This is a genomic window from Subtercola sp. RTI3 (assembly GCF_035018625.1).
Classification (GTDB): domain Bacteria; phylum Actinomycetota; class Actinomycetes; order Actinomycetales; family Microbacteriaceae; genus Subtercola; species Subtercola vilae.
This window is the reverse complement of sequence record NZ_JASJXO010000015.1, coordinates 25,531-41,343: the sequence shown is the minus strand read 5'-3', so window position 1 is coordinate 41,343 and position 15,813 is coordinate 25,531. Positions and strand designations below refer to the sequence as shown.

Here is a 15,813-nt window from a genome sequence, read left to right as displayed (position 1 = left end):
GTTCACCCGATGACTGCCAATCCGCTCGCGCCGTCGTGGCTCACGCTGCCCGCCGACGCCAATGATCTCCCTCCCGCCGTCTGGCCCGGTTCTGCCACGCGCACGAGCACCGGCGAACTCTCGCTCGGTGGCGTTGCCGCCTCGGAGCTCGTGGCCCGCTTCGGCACTCCGCTCTATGTGGTCGACGAGGCAGACGCCCGGGGCCGCGCGCGCCACTTCCGCGCATCGTTCGAGGGTGCGTTCGCGCGCATCGGCACCGACGTCACTGTCTACTACGCCGCCAAGGCGTTTCTCTCCTCTGCCGTCGCCGAATGGATGACCGGCGAAGGCCTCAGCATCGACGTGTGCAGCGCGGGCGAGTTCGCCGTGGCCATCGGCGCCGGCGTCTCACCCGAACACATCGGGTACCACGGCAATAACAAGTCGCTCGCCGAGATCGACGAGGCCGTCGAGTACGGCGTGGGCGCCATCGTGATCGACAGTCCCATCGAGGTCGAGCGCGTTGCTGCCGCAGCGCTTCGCCACGGCCGCGTGCAGGCCGTGCGCCTGCGGGTGAACAGCGGCGTGCACGCTCACACCCACGACTTTCTCGCCACAGCGCACGACGACCAGAAGTTCGGCACCGCACTTAGCGACGCTCCCGAGCTGGTGGCGGCCATCCGGTCGCACAGCAGCCTGCGCTTTCTCGGCCTGCACTGCCACATCGGTTCGCAGATCTTCGGCAGCGACGGTTTCAGCGAGTCGGCGGCGCGCCTGCTCGACGTGCACGCGGCGCTGCTCGAGGGCGGCGAGATTCCCGAGCTGAACCTCGGCGGTGGGTTCGGCATCGCCTACACGCGCGCCGACGACCCGACGCCGGTGGGGCAGCTTGCAGAGCAGTTGGCCGACATCGTCGGTTCGGAGTGCGCTCGCCTCGGCATCCCGGTGCCGCACGTTGCGTTCGAGCCGGGCCGCGTGCTCATCGGCCCGTCGACGGCGACGCTCTATACCGTGGGAACAGTGAAGCCCGTGAGCGTGGGCGTCGAGGCCAGTGCAAAGGCCAGTGCAGATGCCAGTGCAGATGCCAGTGCAGATGCCAATGCAGAGGGCAAGGCAGAGGGCGGCGCAGACGGAAGCGCCGAGAATGGTGCCGACACCGCCGTGCGCACCTACGTGAGCGTCGACGGCGGCATGAGCGACAACGCCCGCCCAGCGCTCTACGGTGCCGACTACAGCGTGCGCATCGCCGGCCGCGTGTCGACGGCCGAGCCCCTGCTGGTGCGCATTGCCGGCAAGCACTGCGAGAGCGGTGACATCGTGGTCTACGCCGACTACCTGCCGGCAGACGTGACCCCCGGTGACACCGTGGCCGTGGCCGCCACCGGCGCCTACTGCTGGTCGCTCTCGAGCAACTACAACTATCTGGGGCGCCCGCCCGTAGTAGCAGTGCAGGGCGGCTCGGCTCGGCTCATCATGCGCGGCGAGAGCGTCGACGACCTGCTCGCCCGTGACCCGGGGCTGGCGCGCTCCACCCGCACCGCCACGACGGCCGCATCCGCAGCCGCGGGGTCATCCGCCACCACGGGGACATCCGCCACCACGGCCGCATCCGTAGCCACGGGGACATCCGCCACCACGGCCACCACTGCCCCGAACCACGCCCCGGCACGCGCCGCGTCAGAGCCCCGGAAAGCATCATGATCGAATACCGCAACCTGAAGATCGCGCTGCTCGGCGCCGGCAACGTGGGTGCCCGCGTGGCGCAGCTGCTCATCGAGCACAGCGACGAACTCGCCTCACGAGTGGGTGCCGGGCTCGAGCTCGTCGGCATCGCCGTGCGCAACGTCGACGCCGAGCGCAGTGTCGACCTGCCGCAGGAGCTCTACACGACCGACGCCGAATCGCTCATTCTCTCGGCCGACATCGTCATCGAGTTGATGGGCGGCATCGAGCCGGCGCGCAGCTACATTCTGCAGGCGCTGCACTCCGGTGCCGACGTGGTCACGGGCAACAAGGCGCTGCTTGCGCTGCACGGCAACGAGTTGTTCGAGGCGGCAGAGCAAGTGGGCGCGCAGCTGTACTACGAGGCTGCTGCCGGGGGAGCGATTCCCATCATCCGGCCGCTGCGCGACAGCCTCGCGGGTGACCGGGTCAAGCGCATCCTCGGCGTCGTGAACGGCACCACCAACTACATCCTCGACCGCATGGATGTCGACGGAGACACAATGGAGGCCGCCCTGGCCGCCGCCACTGAGCTGGGTTACGCCGAGGCAGACCCCACCGCCGACATCGAGGGGTATGACGCCGCGCAGAAGGCGGCCATCCTCGCGCGCCTCGCCTTTCACACGGCGGTTCCCGTCGATGCGGTCTACCGGGAGGGAATCACCGGCGTCACCTCCACGATGGTCGACCAGGCCCGTCGTTCGGGCTATGTGGTGAAGCTGCTCGCCATCTGCGAGCGGGTGGTCGACCCCGAGACCGGCGCCGAGGGCGTGTCGGCGCGGGTGCACCCCGCGCTGGTGTCGAGACTGCATCCGCTCGCTGCCGTTCACGGTGCGAAGAACGCGGTGTTCGTCGAGGCTGAGGCGGCCGGCGACCTCATGTTCTACGGTGCCGGGGCGGGAGGGCTGGAGACAGCATCCGCGGTGCTCGGCGACCTGGTTTCGGCAGCGAGGCGACATGTTGCGGGCGGGCCCGGGGTGGGTGAGGTCTTCACCTCGTTCTTGCCCATTCTGCCTATCGGCACCGTGCTCACCCGCTACCAGATCACCCTCGAGGTTGTCGACGAGCCCGGCGTTCTGGCGAGGATCGCCAGCATCTTCAGCGAGCACTCCGTCTCTGTCGAAGCGGTGCAGCAGTCTGTCGGGTCGCGTTCGGAGTCTGAGCGCTCCACCGCTACCCTTGTCATTGTCACGCACCAGTCGACCGACGCGGCCCTGTCTGCCACGGTCGACGCGGTGGCCCGGCACGAGGCCGTGACATGCGTGAAATCTGTCTTGAGAGTTGAAGGAGCCTAATGGCCACCGAAAGCCCCCGTATCCCGTCGCGGCAGTGGAGGGGCGTGCTGCACGAGTACGCCGACCGCCTGAACATCAGCGACGCGACGCCCATCATCACGCTGGGCGAGGGTGGTACCCCGCTGATTCCCGCGCCGGCTCTGTCGGCCCGCACGGGTGCCCAGGTCTGGGTGAAGTTCGAGGGCATGAACCCCACGGGTTCGTTCAAAGACCGCGGAATGACCATGGCCATCTCGAAGGCCGTCGAGCACGGTGCCAAGGCGGTCATCTGCGCCTCCACCGGCAACACCTCGGCCTCGGCTGCGGCGTACGCCACTCACGCGGGCATCAAGGCCGCCGTGCTTGTGCCCGAGGGCAAGATTGCCATGGGCAAGCTCAGCCAGGCCATCGCACATGACGCCGAGCTTCTGCAGGTTCAGGGCAACTTCGACGACTGTCTCGACATTGCCCGCGAGCTCGCTGCCAACTACCCGGTGCACCTCGTGAATTCGGTCAACCCCGACCGCATCGAGGGCCAGAAGACGGCCGCCTTCGAGGTGGTCGAGGTTCTGCAGGATGCGCCCGACTTCCACATCGTGCCCGTCGGCAATGCGGGTAACTACACTGCCTACTTCCGCGGCTACAGCGAAGAGCTCGAGCGGGGCGTCACCACGAAACTGCCGCGCATGTTCGGCTTCCAGGCTTCAGGCAGTGCGCCCCTCGTGCTCGGTCACGTGGTGAAGAATCCCGAGACCATTGCCAGCGCCATCCGCATCGGCAACCCTGCTTCGTGGGGCTTCGCCCTCGAGGCGCGTGAGAAGAGCGACGGCTATTTCGGCGCTATCGACGACGCCAAGATTCTCGAGGCGTACCGCATTCTCTCGGCCGAGGTCGGCATCTTCGTCGAACCAGCGTCTGCCATCAGCGTGGCCGGCCTGCTCGAGCGCGCAGAAGCGGGCCAGATCCCGCGCGGCTCCACGGTCGTTCTCACGGTCACGGGCCACGGGCTGAAAGACCCGCAGTGGGCGCTTCGTACCGCCAACGGCGGCGACATCACGCCCACCGTCGTTCCCGTCGATGCGGCTGAGATCGCCGGTGTGCTCGGCCTGTCGAAGGCCACCGCGTGAGCTTGGCTGGTCGCTCGGTCACCGTTCGGGTACCCGCGACGTCGGCGAACCTCGGCCCGGGCTTCGACACGCTCGGCCTGTCGCTGTCCCTCTACGACGAGCTGACGGTCACCGTTCGCCACGAGCCCGGTGCCACAGTGGATGTTCGGGGCGTCGGTGCCGGCGAGGTACCCACTGACGAAACCAACCTGGTCGTGCGCTCCATCGCGCACACCTTCGCCCACTACGGCCAGAGCATGCCGGGGCTCGACCTCATCGCTCGCAACTCCATTCCGCACGGTCGCGGGCTCGGTTCGTCTGGCGCGGCCATCGTGAGTGGCATCATGGCCGCGAAAGGTCTGCTCGAGGGCGTGGTCGAGATCGACGCGCTGGGGCTGCTCGCTCTCGCGACCGAACTGGAAGGGCATCCCGACAACGTGGCGCCCGCCCTGTTCGGGTGCCTCACCATCGCGTGGGTCACGCCTGAGGGCCCTCAGTTCAAGAAGCTGAACGTGCACCGCGGGGTCTCGCCGCTCGTTCTCGTGCCGCAGGCGACGATGTCGACGGCCTTGGCTCGCAGCCTGCAGCCGGCGACGGTGCCGCACGAAGACGCCATCTTCAATGTCTCGCGCTCGACACTTCTCATTGCGGCGCTCATCCAGAGCCCCGAACTGCTGTTCGCCGCCACCGAAGACAAGCTGCACCAGAGCTATCGTGCTGCCGCGATGCCCGAGACCGACCGCCTCATCAGGCTGCTTCGTGCCCAGGGCTTTCCGGCCGTCGTTTCTGGTGCGGGGCCGAGCATTCTGGTGCTCTGCAGCGACCCGGGCCAGCGCCTGGCGGCTGCCGAACTGGTGGCAGCAGAGTCGGCGACACCCTGGAGCTCACTCGTTCTGGCTGTCGACTTCAAAGGTGCTACAGTGATAGCGCACCCGGTCGACGTCGAGTAGCTCTCAAAAGCTGGCGGCGTACGGTTTTGGCTCATCTGCCAACCCGTGGGGCCCGGTCGCACATCCTCTAATTATCGCTGACGCTTGTTGTGCCGCTGAGAGCCACAGTTCGTAGCCTCCGCCAACGCATTCAAGCGCGTACAGCTCTTCTGCCGCAATTCATAAGCCGGCAGAGGAAGGAAATCACCTTAGTGTCTGACACCGATCTCCACGCCCCGAGCGCGCAACGCTCCGATCTCGCAACTCTGAAAGTCTCAGAGCTGCAGACCCTGGCCTCCGCGCTCGGCATCGCCGGCGCCTCGAAGCTCCGCAAGGGCGACCTTGTCGCCGCCATCGCCGGCGCGCAGGCCGAAGCTCCCTCGGCTGACCTCGCGCCTGCCGCCGACGCAGCCTCCGCTGCGGTCGACGCTGCAGCCGACGCTCCGACGCAGTCGACGACGGCTCCGGATGCACGGGCCAGCGCCGCGCCTGACGCCACCGCACCGGCGGCTCCGGTTGCTGCCGCGGGCACTGACGCCCCGAACGCCACCGCCCCGAACGCCACCGCCCCGAGCGCATCTGCTTCGAGTGCCACCGCGCCGAGCGCCGCTGACGAGCCGACCGCTGCCGCCCTGGCTGCGGCCGGTATCGCCGAGCCGACGGCCGAGGTCGTCGCACCGGCGAGCACGGGCCGTCGTCGCGCCTCTCGCCGCGTCACCAACTCCGAGCCGACCAGTGCCCCCGCAGCCGAGCGTCGCTCGGCCGTACAGCACGTGAACGCTTCGGCAGACGAGCTCGCTGCTCTGGTTCCCACCGGTGCCGACACTGAAGCTGGCGCCGACACTGACGCCGGTGCCGACACCGCCGCCGCCACCAGCGCGCGCGATGACTCGAACAGCTTCGCCCTCGACGCTGTCGCCAGCTCTGCCGCTGCCGCCTCTTCTGAGACCGCCGTCGCCGAGCCGGGCACCGCCTCGTTCGAGATCACGCTTCCCGAGGGTCCGCAGGGCGGCCCCGCACGCTCCGAGCGTCAGGCTCGCACCCCGCGCCTCACCCGGGCCCAGCGCGCAGCGCAGGCTGCCCGTGACGCCGGCGAGGCTCCGGCCGAAGCGCCCACGTTCGAGCGTTCCCGTACCGACTCCATTCTTCCCGACCTGCCGATCGTCGACAGTTCCGACACCGAGTCCGACGTTTCGGCGCGTGGCGAGCAGTCCGAGCAGGGTGAGGGTCGCCAGGGCGGCCGCAACCGCAACCGTCGCGACCGCAACGCCGATCGTTCAGCGAACGGTGGCGCCGCGGGCGGCCAGAACGCCCAGCAGGGTAACGACCGGGCTGCGAATACCGGGGAGCGTGCATCCGGTGACCGCACCGAGGCTGTCGCCGACCGTGCCGCGAACGATCGTGCAGCCAACGACCGTGCCGCCAACGACCGCAACACCACCGACCGCGCTGCGAACGACCGCGCCGAGGGGCGGAGCAACGCCGACCGCACCAACAGCGACCGTTTGAACAACCAGCGCGGCGCCGCCGGTACCCGTGGCCAGCGCAACGACCGCACCGATCGTGACCGCACCGACCGCGACCGCGACGATCAGAGCTTCGACGAGCAGCAGCTCGACGAGCTCAACGACCGCGGTGGCCGTCAAGACCCGAACGATCGCAATGACCGCAGCGCGCGCAACCGCTACCGCGACCGCAAGCGCCGCGGCCAGGGCCAGGGCGATGACCTCGAGCCCGAGATCAGCGAAGACGACGTGCTCATCCCGGTGGCGGGCATCCTCGATATTCTCGACAACTACGCGTTCGTTCGCACCAGCGGTTACCTGCCGGGCAACAGCGACGTGTACGTCTCGCTCGGCCAGGTCAAGAAGTACAATCTGCGCAAGGGCGATGCCGTCGTCGGTTCCATTCGCCAGCCGCGAGAGGGCGACAGCAACGGTCGCCAGAAGTACAACGCCATCGTCAAGGTCGAGTCGATCAACGGCCTGCCCGTCGAAGAGGCTGCAAACCGCGTCGAATTCTCGAAGCTCACCCCCCTCTACCCGCAGGAGCGCCTGCGCCTCGAGACCGAGCCCGGCAAACTGACGCAGCGCATCATCGACCTGGTTGCCCCCATCGGCAAGGGCCAGCGCGGCCTCATCGTCGCGCCCCCCAAGGCCGGCAAGACCATCGTCATGCAGCAGATCGCCAACGCGATCTCGACCAACAACCCCGAGGTTCACCTCATGGTCGTTCTGGTCGACGAGCGGCCCGAAGAGGTCACCGACATGCAGCGCACGGTCAAGGGTGAGGTCATCGCCTCGACCTTCGACCGCCCCGCCGAAGACCACACCACGGTCGCCGAACTCGCCATCGAGCGTGCGAAGCGCCTCGTCGAGCTGGGCCACGACGTGGTCGTGCTGCTCGACTCGATCACCCGCCTCGGGCGTGCGTACAACCTGGCGGCCCCGCCGTCGGGTCGCATTCTCTCCGGTGGAGTGGATGCCGCAGCCCTGTACCCGCCGAAGCGTTTTTTCGGCGCCGCCCGCAACATCGAGAACGGTGGCTCGCTCACCATTCTCGCCTCGGCTCTCGTCGAGACCGGGTCGAAGATGGACGAAGTCATCTTCGAAGAGTTCAAGGGCACGGGCAACATGGAACTGCGTCTGTCGCGCCAGCTGGCCGACAAGCGCATCTTCCCCGCGGTCGATGTGAACGCATCCGGAACCCGTCGCGAAGAACTGCTGATGGGCGTCGACGAGACGAAGATCACCTGGAAGCTGCGCCGTGCCCTCGCCGGGCTCGACCAGCAGCAGGCGCTCGAGATCGTGCTGGGTCGGTTGAAAGACACCACCAGCAACGTAGAGTTTCTGATGCAGGTGCAGAAGTCGATGCCGGAGACCCGCGCCGCGGCCGGCCACACGAACCACAACCACAAAGAGGATTAGGCAGTCATGTTCGAATCAGTGGAAACCCTGCTGATCGAGCATGACGAGCTGCAGGAGCAGCTCGCTGATCCAGCGCTTCACTCGGATCCTGCTCGATCCAAAAAGGTCAACCGTCGCTATGCCGAGCTGAGCCGCATCATCGCGGCGTGGCGCGAGTGGCAGCAGTTGACCGACGACGTCGAAGCCGCCACCGAGATGGCGGCCGAAGACGCGTCGTTCGCCGCCGAGCTGCCCGGTATGACCGAAGAGCTAGAGGTCTCGACCGAGAAGTTGCGGCGCCTGCTCATTCCCCGTGACCCCAATGATGGCCGAGACGTCATCATGGAGATCAAGATGGGGGAGGGCGGTGCCGAGAGCGCGCTGTTCGCCGCCGATCTGCTTCGCATGTACCTGCACTACGCAGAGTCGAAGAAGTGGAAGACCGAGATCATCGAGCAGACCTCGAGTGACTTGGGCGGCATCAAAGACGTGCAACTCGGCATCAAGGGCAAGTCGACTGACCCCGCCGAGGGCGTCTGGGCGCACCTGAAATACGAGGGTGGCGTGCACCGCGTGCAGCGGGTGCCGGCCACTGAGTCGCAAGGCCGTATTCACACCTCCGCCGCCGGCGTGCTCGTCTATCCCGAGGTCGACGAGCCCGAAGAGGTCGAGATCAGCCAGAACGACCTCAAAATCGATGTCTACCGCTCGAGTGGCCCCGGTGGCCAGTCGGTGAACACGACCGACTCCGCCGTTCGCATCACCCACCTCCCCACGGGAATCGTGGTGGCGATGCAGAATGAGAAGAGCCAGCTGCAGAACCGGGAGGCCGGTATGCGGGTTCTGCGTGCCCGAGTGCTCGCGAAGCAGCAGGAGGAGATCGACGAGGCCGCGTCTGCCGTTCGTAAGAGCCAGATTCGCACCATGGACCGCTCTGAGCGCATTCGCACCTACAACTTTCCCGAGAACCGCATTGCCGACCACCGCACGGGCTACAAGGCCTACAACCTCGACGCCGTCATGAACGGTGCCCTGGAGCCGGTCGTCGACTCCTGCATCGCGGCAGACGAAGAAGCCCGGCTCGCAGAGCTGGGCACTCAGGCTGAGTGAGACGCGTGGCCCGGCCATGAGTGTGATTCAGATCGACAGGCCCATCACGGTTCGCGTGCTGCTCGAGCACGCGGTCGGGGTACTTCGGCGCGCCGGTGTGCCTGATCCCGACGTCGACGCGCTGCTGCTGCTCGGCCACGTGCTCGGTGCCACGCGCGGCCAGGTTCAGGCGCTGACCTACACCGATTCGCCGGTGACGGTCGACGACGCAGTCATGATCACCGAGGCGGTCGAGCGCCGCGCCGCGCGCGAACCGCTGCAGCACATCACGGGTTCGGCGGGCTTTCGTACCATCGAACTCGCGGTCGGCCCCGGCGTGTTCGTGCCGCGGCCCGAGACAGAGTTCGTCGCCGGGCTCGCCATCGATTCCCTGCGCTCGATGGCCGATGAGTCGCCCATCGGGGTAGACCTCGGCACCGGTAGTGGCGCGATTGCGCTCTCGATGGCTGTCGAGGTGCCGCACGCCCAGGTGGTCGCGGTCGAGAACTCGACGGCCGCCTTCGTGTGGGCGAAACAGAATTTCCACGCAGTGGATGCCCCCAATGCCCGGCTCGTCTTCATCGACCTTGCCGACGCGCTGCACGAACTCGACGGTCTCGTGTCGGTCGTCATCTCGAACCCGCCCTACATTCCCACCGACGCCATTCCGCGCGACCCCGAGGTGCGGCTGTACGATCCGGAGCACGCGTTGTACGGCGGCGCCGATGGCCTCGACGTAGTGCGCCAGGTGTCGCTCACGGCTCTGCGCCTGCTGCGGCCGGGCGGTGCGCTCGTGATGGAGCACGGCGAGCTTCAGGCAGCGGCCATCCGGAGCCTGCTGCAGGCCGACGGCTGGAATGCAACTGCGTCGCACCGCGACCTGACCGGTCGCGACCGCGCCACCACTGCGCTCCGCTGATTCGCCCCGCTGGCCCTCAGCGAACGCGGAGCGGCGGGGCCGGTCAGGCCGCAGCGAACGCGTCGATCGCAGCGCGCATGGCTGCGCCGTCGGGCAGGTGGTCGACCGAGGGCACGTGAAATGCCCGGATGCCGAACTTCTGGGCTGCAGAGACGTTGCGCGCGTTGTCGTCGAGAAAGAGTGCGTCGCCTTTGGCCGCATCGAAGCGCTCGATGGCCAGTTCGAAGATGAGCGGGTCGGGCTTGGTGACGCCGAGGTCGGCCGAGACCAGGTCGTGGTCGCCGAGAATCTCGGCCACGTCGGGCGCCAACACGGGCAGCGAGGTGCGGAACAGCACGTTGTTGTTCGAAAGCAGTGAAGCGGTGCCGATGCTGGTGGCGTGCCGCAGGGCATCCACGGCCGTCTCGCTGCGTGTCATAGCGGCCTTACGTGATGTCTGCCACTTCTCGAGCGTCAGAACCGTACCGGTCACCTCGTGCCACGCCTCGAGGTACGACTCGACCGTGGGGTACCCACCGCTGTCGGCCTTCTCTTCGTGCCCGCCGACCCACCAGGTCTTGGCGAGGTGGTACTGGGTCGAGCCGGTGAGCTCGGCCAGGGCAGGCAGCCGCTTGTGGAAGTCGTACGCGTAGAGCGTCTGGTCGAAGTCGAACAGATAGAGTTTGGTCACCTATCGAGTATCCCAGTGCTCACCCCGCGCGTTCTGCATCGGTGCACACACGTGCAGCGGCTATCATTGTCTGCGACATGGCTGCCATCTACGACTGCACGGTTCCGGCCGAACTCCTTGCCGGAATGCGCCTCGCTCGGGCCGCTCTCTCCCGGGGCGAGCTCGTCGTGATCCCCACCGACACCGTCTACGGCATCGCCGCCGACGCGTTCAACGCGCGCGCGGTTCAGCGCCTGCTCGACGCGAAGGGGCGCACCCGGCAGTCTCCGCCTCCTGTGCTCATTCCCGACCTCCGTACGCTCGATGCCCTCGCCGAGACCGTGAGCGAGCCGGTTCGGCTGCTGACCGCGAAGTTCTGGCCGGGCGGGCTCACCGTGGTGGTGCCGGCGCGCGCCTCCCTCCTGTGGGATCTGGGTGAGACCGAAGGCACCGTCGCCCTCCGCATGCCCGCCGACCCGCTCGCACTCGAGCTGTTGGCCGAGACGGGCCCGCTCGCCGTGTCGTCGGCGAACCTCACGGGGCTGCCGGCCGCTCTCACTGCGCACGAGGCTGAGCGGATGCTCGGCGACAGCATCAGCGTCTACCTCGACGCCGAGCACGCCGACGTCACTCCGGTCGGTCTCTCGTCGACGATTCTCGACGCGACCAACCACGACACCGTGCGGGTCATCCGAGTGGGCGCGGTATCGCTCGAGGAGATTCGCGCCGTGATCGGTGACGCGCTCGTCACCGACGAGACCCCGGCCGACGCCGACCCGGCGGGCTGAGCACGTGCGCTTCTACCTGCTCATCGCGGGCCTGTCTGCCGTGGTCACCTTCGGGCTGGCCATCCTCGTCTACAAGCTCAGTACCAAGTACCGGCTGTACCCGAAGATCCGCGAACGCGACGTGCACACACGCCCCACACCGCGGCTCGGCGGCGTGGCCATGTTCTTCGGAATCGTGGTGGCGATCGGCATCGCCTCCCAGATCAGCTGGTTCGGGCTGGTGTTCACCAACCCCGGGCCCATTCTCGCCATCCTCGGTGCCGCGCTCATCGTGGTTCTCATCGGCGTGGCCGACGACATCTGGGATCTCGACTGGTTCACCAAGCTCGCCGGCCAGATCATCGCGGCTCTGCTGTTGGCGTGGCAGGGCGTGCAGATCGTCTCGCTTCCCATCGGCGGCCTGACCATCGGCTCGAGCGGCATGTCGCTTCTCATCACGGTTCTCGCGATCGTTCTGGTGATGAACGCGATCAACTTCATCGACGGGCTCGATGGTCTCGTCGCGGGCGTGGCCATCATCGCCAACGGCACCTTCTTTCTGTACAGCTACCTGCTGGTGAAAGAGACCTCGCCGAGCGATTACTTCAACCTGGCTTCGCTCATCACGGCCGTGCTCATCGGCGCGTGCGCCGGCTTCCTGCCGCTCAACTGGCACCCGGCCCGCCTCTTCATGGGCGACGCCGGTTCGATGCTCGTCGGTCTTCTCATGGCCACCAGCGCCATCGCGGTGACCGGCCAGATCGATCCCGGGACCCTCGGCCGCTCGCAGTTGCTGCCCGCGTTCATGCCCATCCTGCTGCCGTTCGCCATTCTCATCCTGCCGTTGCTCGACTTCGGTCTGGCCATCATCAGGCGCCTGCGTGCGGGCAAGAGCCCGTTCAGCGCCGACCGCAAACACCTGCACCACCGCCTGCTCGATATGGGTCACTCGCACTTTCATGCCGTGCTCATCTTCTACGCGTGGACGGCCGTCGCCTCCGTCGGCTGCCTCCTCTTCTTCGTACTGAACCCGTACTGGTACGCCTTCGTCTTCCTCGGGGTCGGGATGCTCGTCTGCACCGTTCTCACCCTCGCCCCGCTGACGCGGCGCAAGGCCGTCGAAGCCGCCATCCAGCTCGCCCCCGCCGAGAGCATCCTCTCAACTGAAGCCGCTGTACTCGACCCGCTCGATATGGCCAGCGACGAAAAGGAAATCTGATACCCGTGTCTACCGCCCCTCGCCCCCAGCCGGTCACGCTGAGTTCGACACCCATCCTCATCCGCGCACTGAAGGTCGCTGCGATCGTGACGGTGGCACTGATCGTCGTCGGGGGAGTCGCCGGGTACTTCATCGATTCATGGGTGGGCGTGACCAGCGCGGTCATCGGCTCAGCCATGGCGTTCGTGTTCCTGGCGATCACGGCAGCGAGCATCCTCATTGCCAACCGGTCATACGCGTCACCGCTGTTCACTGTGATGTTCTTCTCCATCGTGCTGGGTGCCTGGCTCCTCAAGTTCGTGCTCTTCATCGTGGTGGCGCTGCTGTTGCGCGACGAGCCGTGGATCAACAAGGTGGTGCTGTTCGGTTTTCTGATCGTGGGGGTGATCGGCACGCTCGTGGTCGACGTCGTGGTCGTTTCGCGTACCCGCATGCCGTACGTCAGCGACGCCGGCCTACCGAAACCGCAGCAAGTTCTACCGAATGTCGAAATTGCGGCCGAAAACCAGCCGAAACTGCGGAATTCAGGCGAAGAGGATTCGTCAAGGGGCCCCAAAGCTTGATAGGCTTCACATGTTGGTTCAGCTGCGCCGGCCGTATTTCGCCTAGTTTGCAGCACCAAGCAATACCCCCGAATATTCGTCGACGCGAGAGCAGAGCTCCACGCCCCGATACAGGAGAAAGCGCTGCTATCTAACGCTGTAAACCTGCTAGCCCCGTTAGCAACCGATGAAGGTGGCTTTACGGGTCCCTCCATCAATGAATTTTTTCCTGATGTGCTGCTCTTCGCCGGTTCGCCGTTCGAGATCAACCGCATCATGCTCATCAGATTCATCGCGGTGTTGGCCATTGTCCTCATTTTCTGGCTCGGTACGCGAAAGATGCGTATCGTGCCCCGCCGATTCCAGAGCCTGGTCGAGATGGGGCTCGACTTCGTTCGCGTCAACATCGCCGAAGACCTGCTGGGCAAGAAAGACGGCCGGCGTTTCCTGCCGATTCTGACCACCATCTTCTTCATGGTGTTGTTCATGAACCTCACCGGCATCATCCCGCTCCTGAACATCGCGGGTACGTCGGTCATCGGTGTGCCGCTCGTTCTGGCCGTGGTGTCGTATGTCACGTTCATCTATGCCGGTGTTCGAAAGCACCCGGGTGCGTTCTTCAAGAACTCTCTGTTCCCGCCCGGCGTGCCGAAGCCCATCTACATCATCGTGGCGCCCATCGAGCTCGTCTCGACGTTCGTGCTCCGGCCCATCACGCTCACGCTCCGACTTCTCATGAACATGGTCGTCGGGCACCTCCTGCTGGTGCTGTTCTTCTCGGCGACCTCGTTCTTCCTGTTCACGGCCGGCGGGTGGTTCTCGCTGTTCGGCATCGGCACCCTCGCCTTCGGTTTCGTCTTCACCCTCTTCGAAATTCTCGTCGCGGTGCTGCAGGCATACGTCTTCTCGCTGCTGACCGCCGTGTACATCCAGCTCGCGCTGGCAGAAGAGCACTAAAACTACAACCCACAAACGAAGTGAGCCCGGCACCTGCCGACTCACTCCTACGAAAGGAAATACCCGTGGCAGACATCTCCGTACTTGCGGCCCTGAACGGCAACATCGCAACCGTCGGCTATGGCCTCGCAGCCATCGGCCCGGCAATCGGTGTAGGCATCGTCGTCGGCAAGACCATCGAGGGCGTTGCGCGCCAGCCCGAACTTGCTGGCCGCCTGCAGGTTCTGATGTACATCGGTATCGCGTTCACCGAGGCCCTGGCCTTCATCGGTATCGCCACCGGCTTCATCTTCACCTGAATCCGCGCCAATCCTCGACAAGCTATTCACCTTCACAGTTAGAAAGGAGGCACGATGTTACAAGCACTCTCCACTTCGGTGATCGCGGCTGAAGCGACTCACAATCCGATTGCCCCTGAAACCCCCGACCTCGTCTGGGGTGCGGTGTGTTTCGTCGTTCTGCTGGTGTTCTTCTGGCGCGCGATTCTGCCCCGCATGAAGAAGCTGCTCGATGAGCGCGGCGAGGCCATCGAAGGCAACATCGAAAAGGCCGATGTCGCCCAGCGCGAAGCCGAAGCCGTACTCGAGCAGTACACCGCTCAGCTTGCCGACGCTCGCGTCGAAGCAGGCACTATTCGTGACCAGGCCCGTACCGACGGCCAGCGCATTCTCGCTGAGCTGAAAGAACAGGCCACCACAGAGGCAGCCCGCATTGCAGCCAACGCACAGTCTCAGATCGAAGCGGAGCGTCAGGCAGCTGTCGTCTCACTGCGGTCTGAGGTCGGTTCACTGGCCATCGACCTCGCATCCGGCGTCATCGGCGAGAGCCTCACTGACGACACGCGTTCGGCGGCCATCGTCGACCGTTTCCTGCACGATCTCGAAGCCCGCGATCTCGAAGCCAGCGACTCCAAGGCGGTGTCTTCGTAAGCATGGGTAGCGCAACCAGAGAAGCCCTGGCTTCGTCGAAGAAAGCACTCGCTGCTGTTCCCGCTGGCTCGTTGACGCTGTCGATCGGTGAAGATCTCTTCGCCGCCGGTCGAATCATCGGGGGGTCAGCACAGTTTCGTGGTCTTCTCGCTGACCCGTCAACTGAGGCTGCCGAGAAGTCAGCCCTCATCGACCGTGTTTTCAGAAACGATTTGGGTGCAGATGCGTTGTCACTGCTGACCGCGATCACGTCTGCCCACTGGTCGACTCCGGATGAACTGCTCGGCGGTATCGAAGAGATCGCGCTTCGCGTCATCGCCTCCTCTGCTCCCGCGGGTTCGTCGATCGAGAGCGAGCTGTTCGAGTTCGGAGAAGCTGTCTCCAGCGATTCCGGCCTCGAACTCGCCATCGGCTCGAACCTCGGTTCGCCCGAGGCGAAGGTCACTCTGATCAACACCCTGCTTCAGGGTAAGGCGTCAGAGCAGGCGGTTGTGATCGTGCGCCACCTGGTGCAGCAGCCGCGCGGCCGCCGAATCGCCGAGTTGCTGAGATCGGCCGCGACCATCGTGGCCGACGAGGGTAACCAGTCGATCGCGACCGTCACCTCTGCCACCCCCATCGCTCCAGCGCAGCTTGACCGGCTGCGTTCGGCTCTCGGTCGTTCATACGGCCGCGAGTTGACCATCAACCAGGTCGTCGACCCGTCTGTTCTCGGCGGGCTGCGCGTTCAGATCGGCGACGATGTGATCGACGGCAGCATAGAGAGCCGCCTCAACGATCTTCGGCACAAACTCGCCGGCTAAGAACTACGCTTCACTAAACACAC

15 protein-coding genes are annotated in these 15,813 nt (G+C 65.9%); 14 read left to right on the top strand and 1 reads right to left on the bottom strand.

The window, feature by feature from the left end; all coding sequences use genetic code 11:
* The first annotated feature begins 9 nt into the window (after positions 1-9).
* The 7 genes from QN358_RS07975 (at position 10) to prmC (ending at position 9,924) form a co-directional block, all read left to right on the top strand.
* Positions 10-1,680, top strand: a complete 1,671-nt coding sequence (locus QN358_RS07975; RefSeq protein WP_323512048.1) for a diaminopimelate decarboxylase — start codon at positions 10-12, stop codon at positions 1,678-1,680.
* Positions 1,677-2,996, top strand: coding sequence for a homoserine dehydrogenase (locus QN358_RS07970; RefSeq protein ID WP_323512047.1), 1,320 nt, complete (start codon positions 1,677-1,679; stop codon positions 2,994-2,996). The genes QN358_RS07975 and QN358_RS07970 overlap by 4 nt, the downstream gene beginning before the upstream one ends.
* Complete coding sequence (thrC, locus tag QN358_RS07965) at positions 2,996-4,102, top strand: threonine synthase (RefSeq protein ID WP_136642663.1); 1,107 nt, start codon at positions 2,996-2,998, stop codon at positions 4,100-4,102. The genes QN358_RS07970 and thrC overlap by 1 nt, the downstream gene beginning before the upstream one ends.
* Positions 4,099-5,031, top strand: coding sequence for a homoserine kinase (thrB, locus tag QN358_RS07960; protein ID WP_323512045.1), 933 nt, complete (start codon positions 4,099-4,101; stop codon positions 5,029-5,031). Before thrC ends, thrB begins: the two co-directional genes overlap by 4 nt.
* 191 nt (positions 5,032-5,222) lie before the next feature.
* The gene (gene rho, locus QN358_RS07955) at positions 5,223-7,937 is read left to right on the top strand and encodes a transcription termination factor Rho (protein ID WP_323512044.1); all 2,715 of its coding nucleotides are present in this window, start codon (positions 5,223-5,225) and stop codon (positions 7,935-7,937) included.
* Between the two features lie 6 nt (positions 7,938-7,943).
* Positions 7,944-9,026 carry a peptide chain release factor 1 gene (gene prfA / locus QN358_RS07950; protein ID WP_136642660.1) on the top strand — a complete coding sequence of 361 codons (1,083 nt, stop codon included), beginning with the start codon at positions 7,944-7,946 and terminating at the stop codon, positions 9,024-9,026.
* Between the two features lie 16 nt (positions 9,027-9,042).
* Entirely contained in the window at positions 9,043-9,924 is an 882-nt protein-coding gene (gene prmC, locus QN358_RS07945) for a peptide chain release factor N(5)-glutamine methyltransferase (protein WP_136642659.1), read from the top strand.
* Positions 9,925-9,967: 43 nt separating this feature from the next.
* On the opposite strand, the gene QN358_RS07940 is transcribed toward prmC, so the two are convergent.
* On the bottom strand, positions 9,968-10,594 hold the full coding sequence (locus QN358_RS07940; RefSeq protein WP_136642658.1) for an HAD-IA family hydrolase: 627 nt from the start codon (positions 10,592-10,594) through the stop codon (positions 9,968-9,970).
* Positions 10,595-10,671: 77 nt separating this feature from the next.
* Between QN358_RS07940 and QN358_RS07935 the strand changes: the two genes are divergently transcribed.
* The 7 genes from QN358_RS07935 (at position 10,672) to QN358_RS07905 (ending at position 15,790) form a co-directional block, all read left to right on the top strand.
* Positions 10,672-11,361 carry an L-threonylcarbamoyladenylate synthase gene (locus QN358_RS07935; protein WP_136642657.1) on the top strand — a complete coding sequence of 230 codons (690 nt, stop codon included), beginning with the start codon at positions 10,672-10,674 and terminating at the stop codon, positions 11,359-11,361.
* 4 nt (positions 11,362-11,365) lie between these two features.
* Entirely contained in the window at positions 11,366-12,559 is a 1,194-nt protein-coding gene (locus QN358_RS07930) for an MraY family glycosyltransferase (protein ID WP_136642656.1), read from the top strand.
* A 5-nt stretch (positions 12,560-12,564) separates the two neighbouring features.
* Positions 12,565-13,122, top strand: a complete 558-nt coding sequence (locus QN358_RS07925; protein ID WP_201799311.1) for a hypothetical protein — start codon at positions 12,565-12,567, stop codon at positions 13,120-13,122.
* A gap of 144 nt (positions 13,123-13,266) precedes the next feature.
* Entirely contained in the window at positions 13,267-14,058 is a 792-nt protein-coding gene (gene atpB / locus QN358_RS07920) for a F0F1 ATP synthase subunit A (protein ID WP_272898625.1), read from the top strand.
* Between the two features lie 74 nt (positions 14,059-14,132).
* Positions 14,133-14,357, top strand: coding sequence for an ATP synthase F0 subunit C (atpE, locus tag QN358_RS07915; RefSeq protein WP_416351970.1), 225 nt, complete (start codon positions 14,133-14,135; stop codon positions 14,355-14,357).
* A 54-nt stretch (positions 14,358-14,411) separates the two neighbouring features.
* Positions 14,412-14,987 (top strand): F0F1 ATP synthase subunit B, encoded by a 576-nt coding sequence (locus tag QN358_RS07910; protein ID WP_136642653.1) that lies wholly within the window; start codon positions 14,412-14,414, stop codon positions 14,985-14,987.
* A gap of 2 nt (positions 14,988-14,989) precedes the next feature.
* Positions 14,990-15,790: a F0F1 ATP synthase subunit delta gene (locus QN358_RS07905; protein WP_136642652.1), complete on the top strand. Its 801-nt coding sequence runs from the start codon at positions 14,990-14,992 to the stop codon at positions 15,788-15,790.
* Positions 15,791-15,813 lie beyond the last annotated feature (23 nt).

Excerpts from the sequence above, each read along its gene's own strand:
- QN358_RS07975 (WP_323512048.1), top strand. The coding sequence starts at position 10 with ATGACTGCCAATCCGCTCGCGCCGTCGTGGCTCACGCTGCCCGCCGAC.
- QN358_RS07970 (WP_323512047.1), top strand. The coding sequence starts at position 1,677 with ATGATCGAATACCGCAACCTGAAGATCGCGCTGCTCGGCGCCGGCAAC.
- thrC (WP_136642663.1), top strand. The coding sequence starts at position 2,996 with ATGGCCACCGAAAGCCCCCGTATCCCGTCGCGGCAGTGGAGGGGCGTG.
- prfA (WP_136642660.1), top strand. The coding sequence starts at position 7,944 with ATGTTCGAATCAGTGGAAACCCTGCTGATCGAGCATGACGAGCTGCAG.
- prmC (WP_136642659.1), top strand. The coding sequence starts at position 9,043 with ATGAGTGTGATTCAGATCGACAGGCCCATCACGGTTCGCGTGCTGCTC.
- QN358_RS07935 (WP_136642657.1), top strand. The coding sequence starts at position 10,672 with ATGGCTGCCATCTACGACTGCACGGTTCCGGCCGAACTCCTTGCCGGA.
- QN358_RS07910 (WP_136642653.1), top strand. The coding sequence starts at position 14,412 with ATGTTACAAGCACTCTCCACTTCGGTGATCGCGGCTGAAGCGACTCAC.
- QN358_RS07905 (WP_136642652.1), top strand. The coding sequence starts at position 14,990 with ATGGGTAGCGCAACCAGAGAAGCCCTGGCTTCGTCGAAGAAAGCACTC.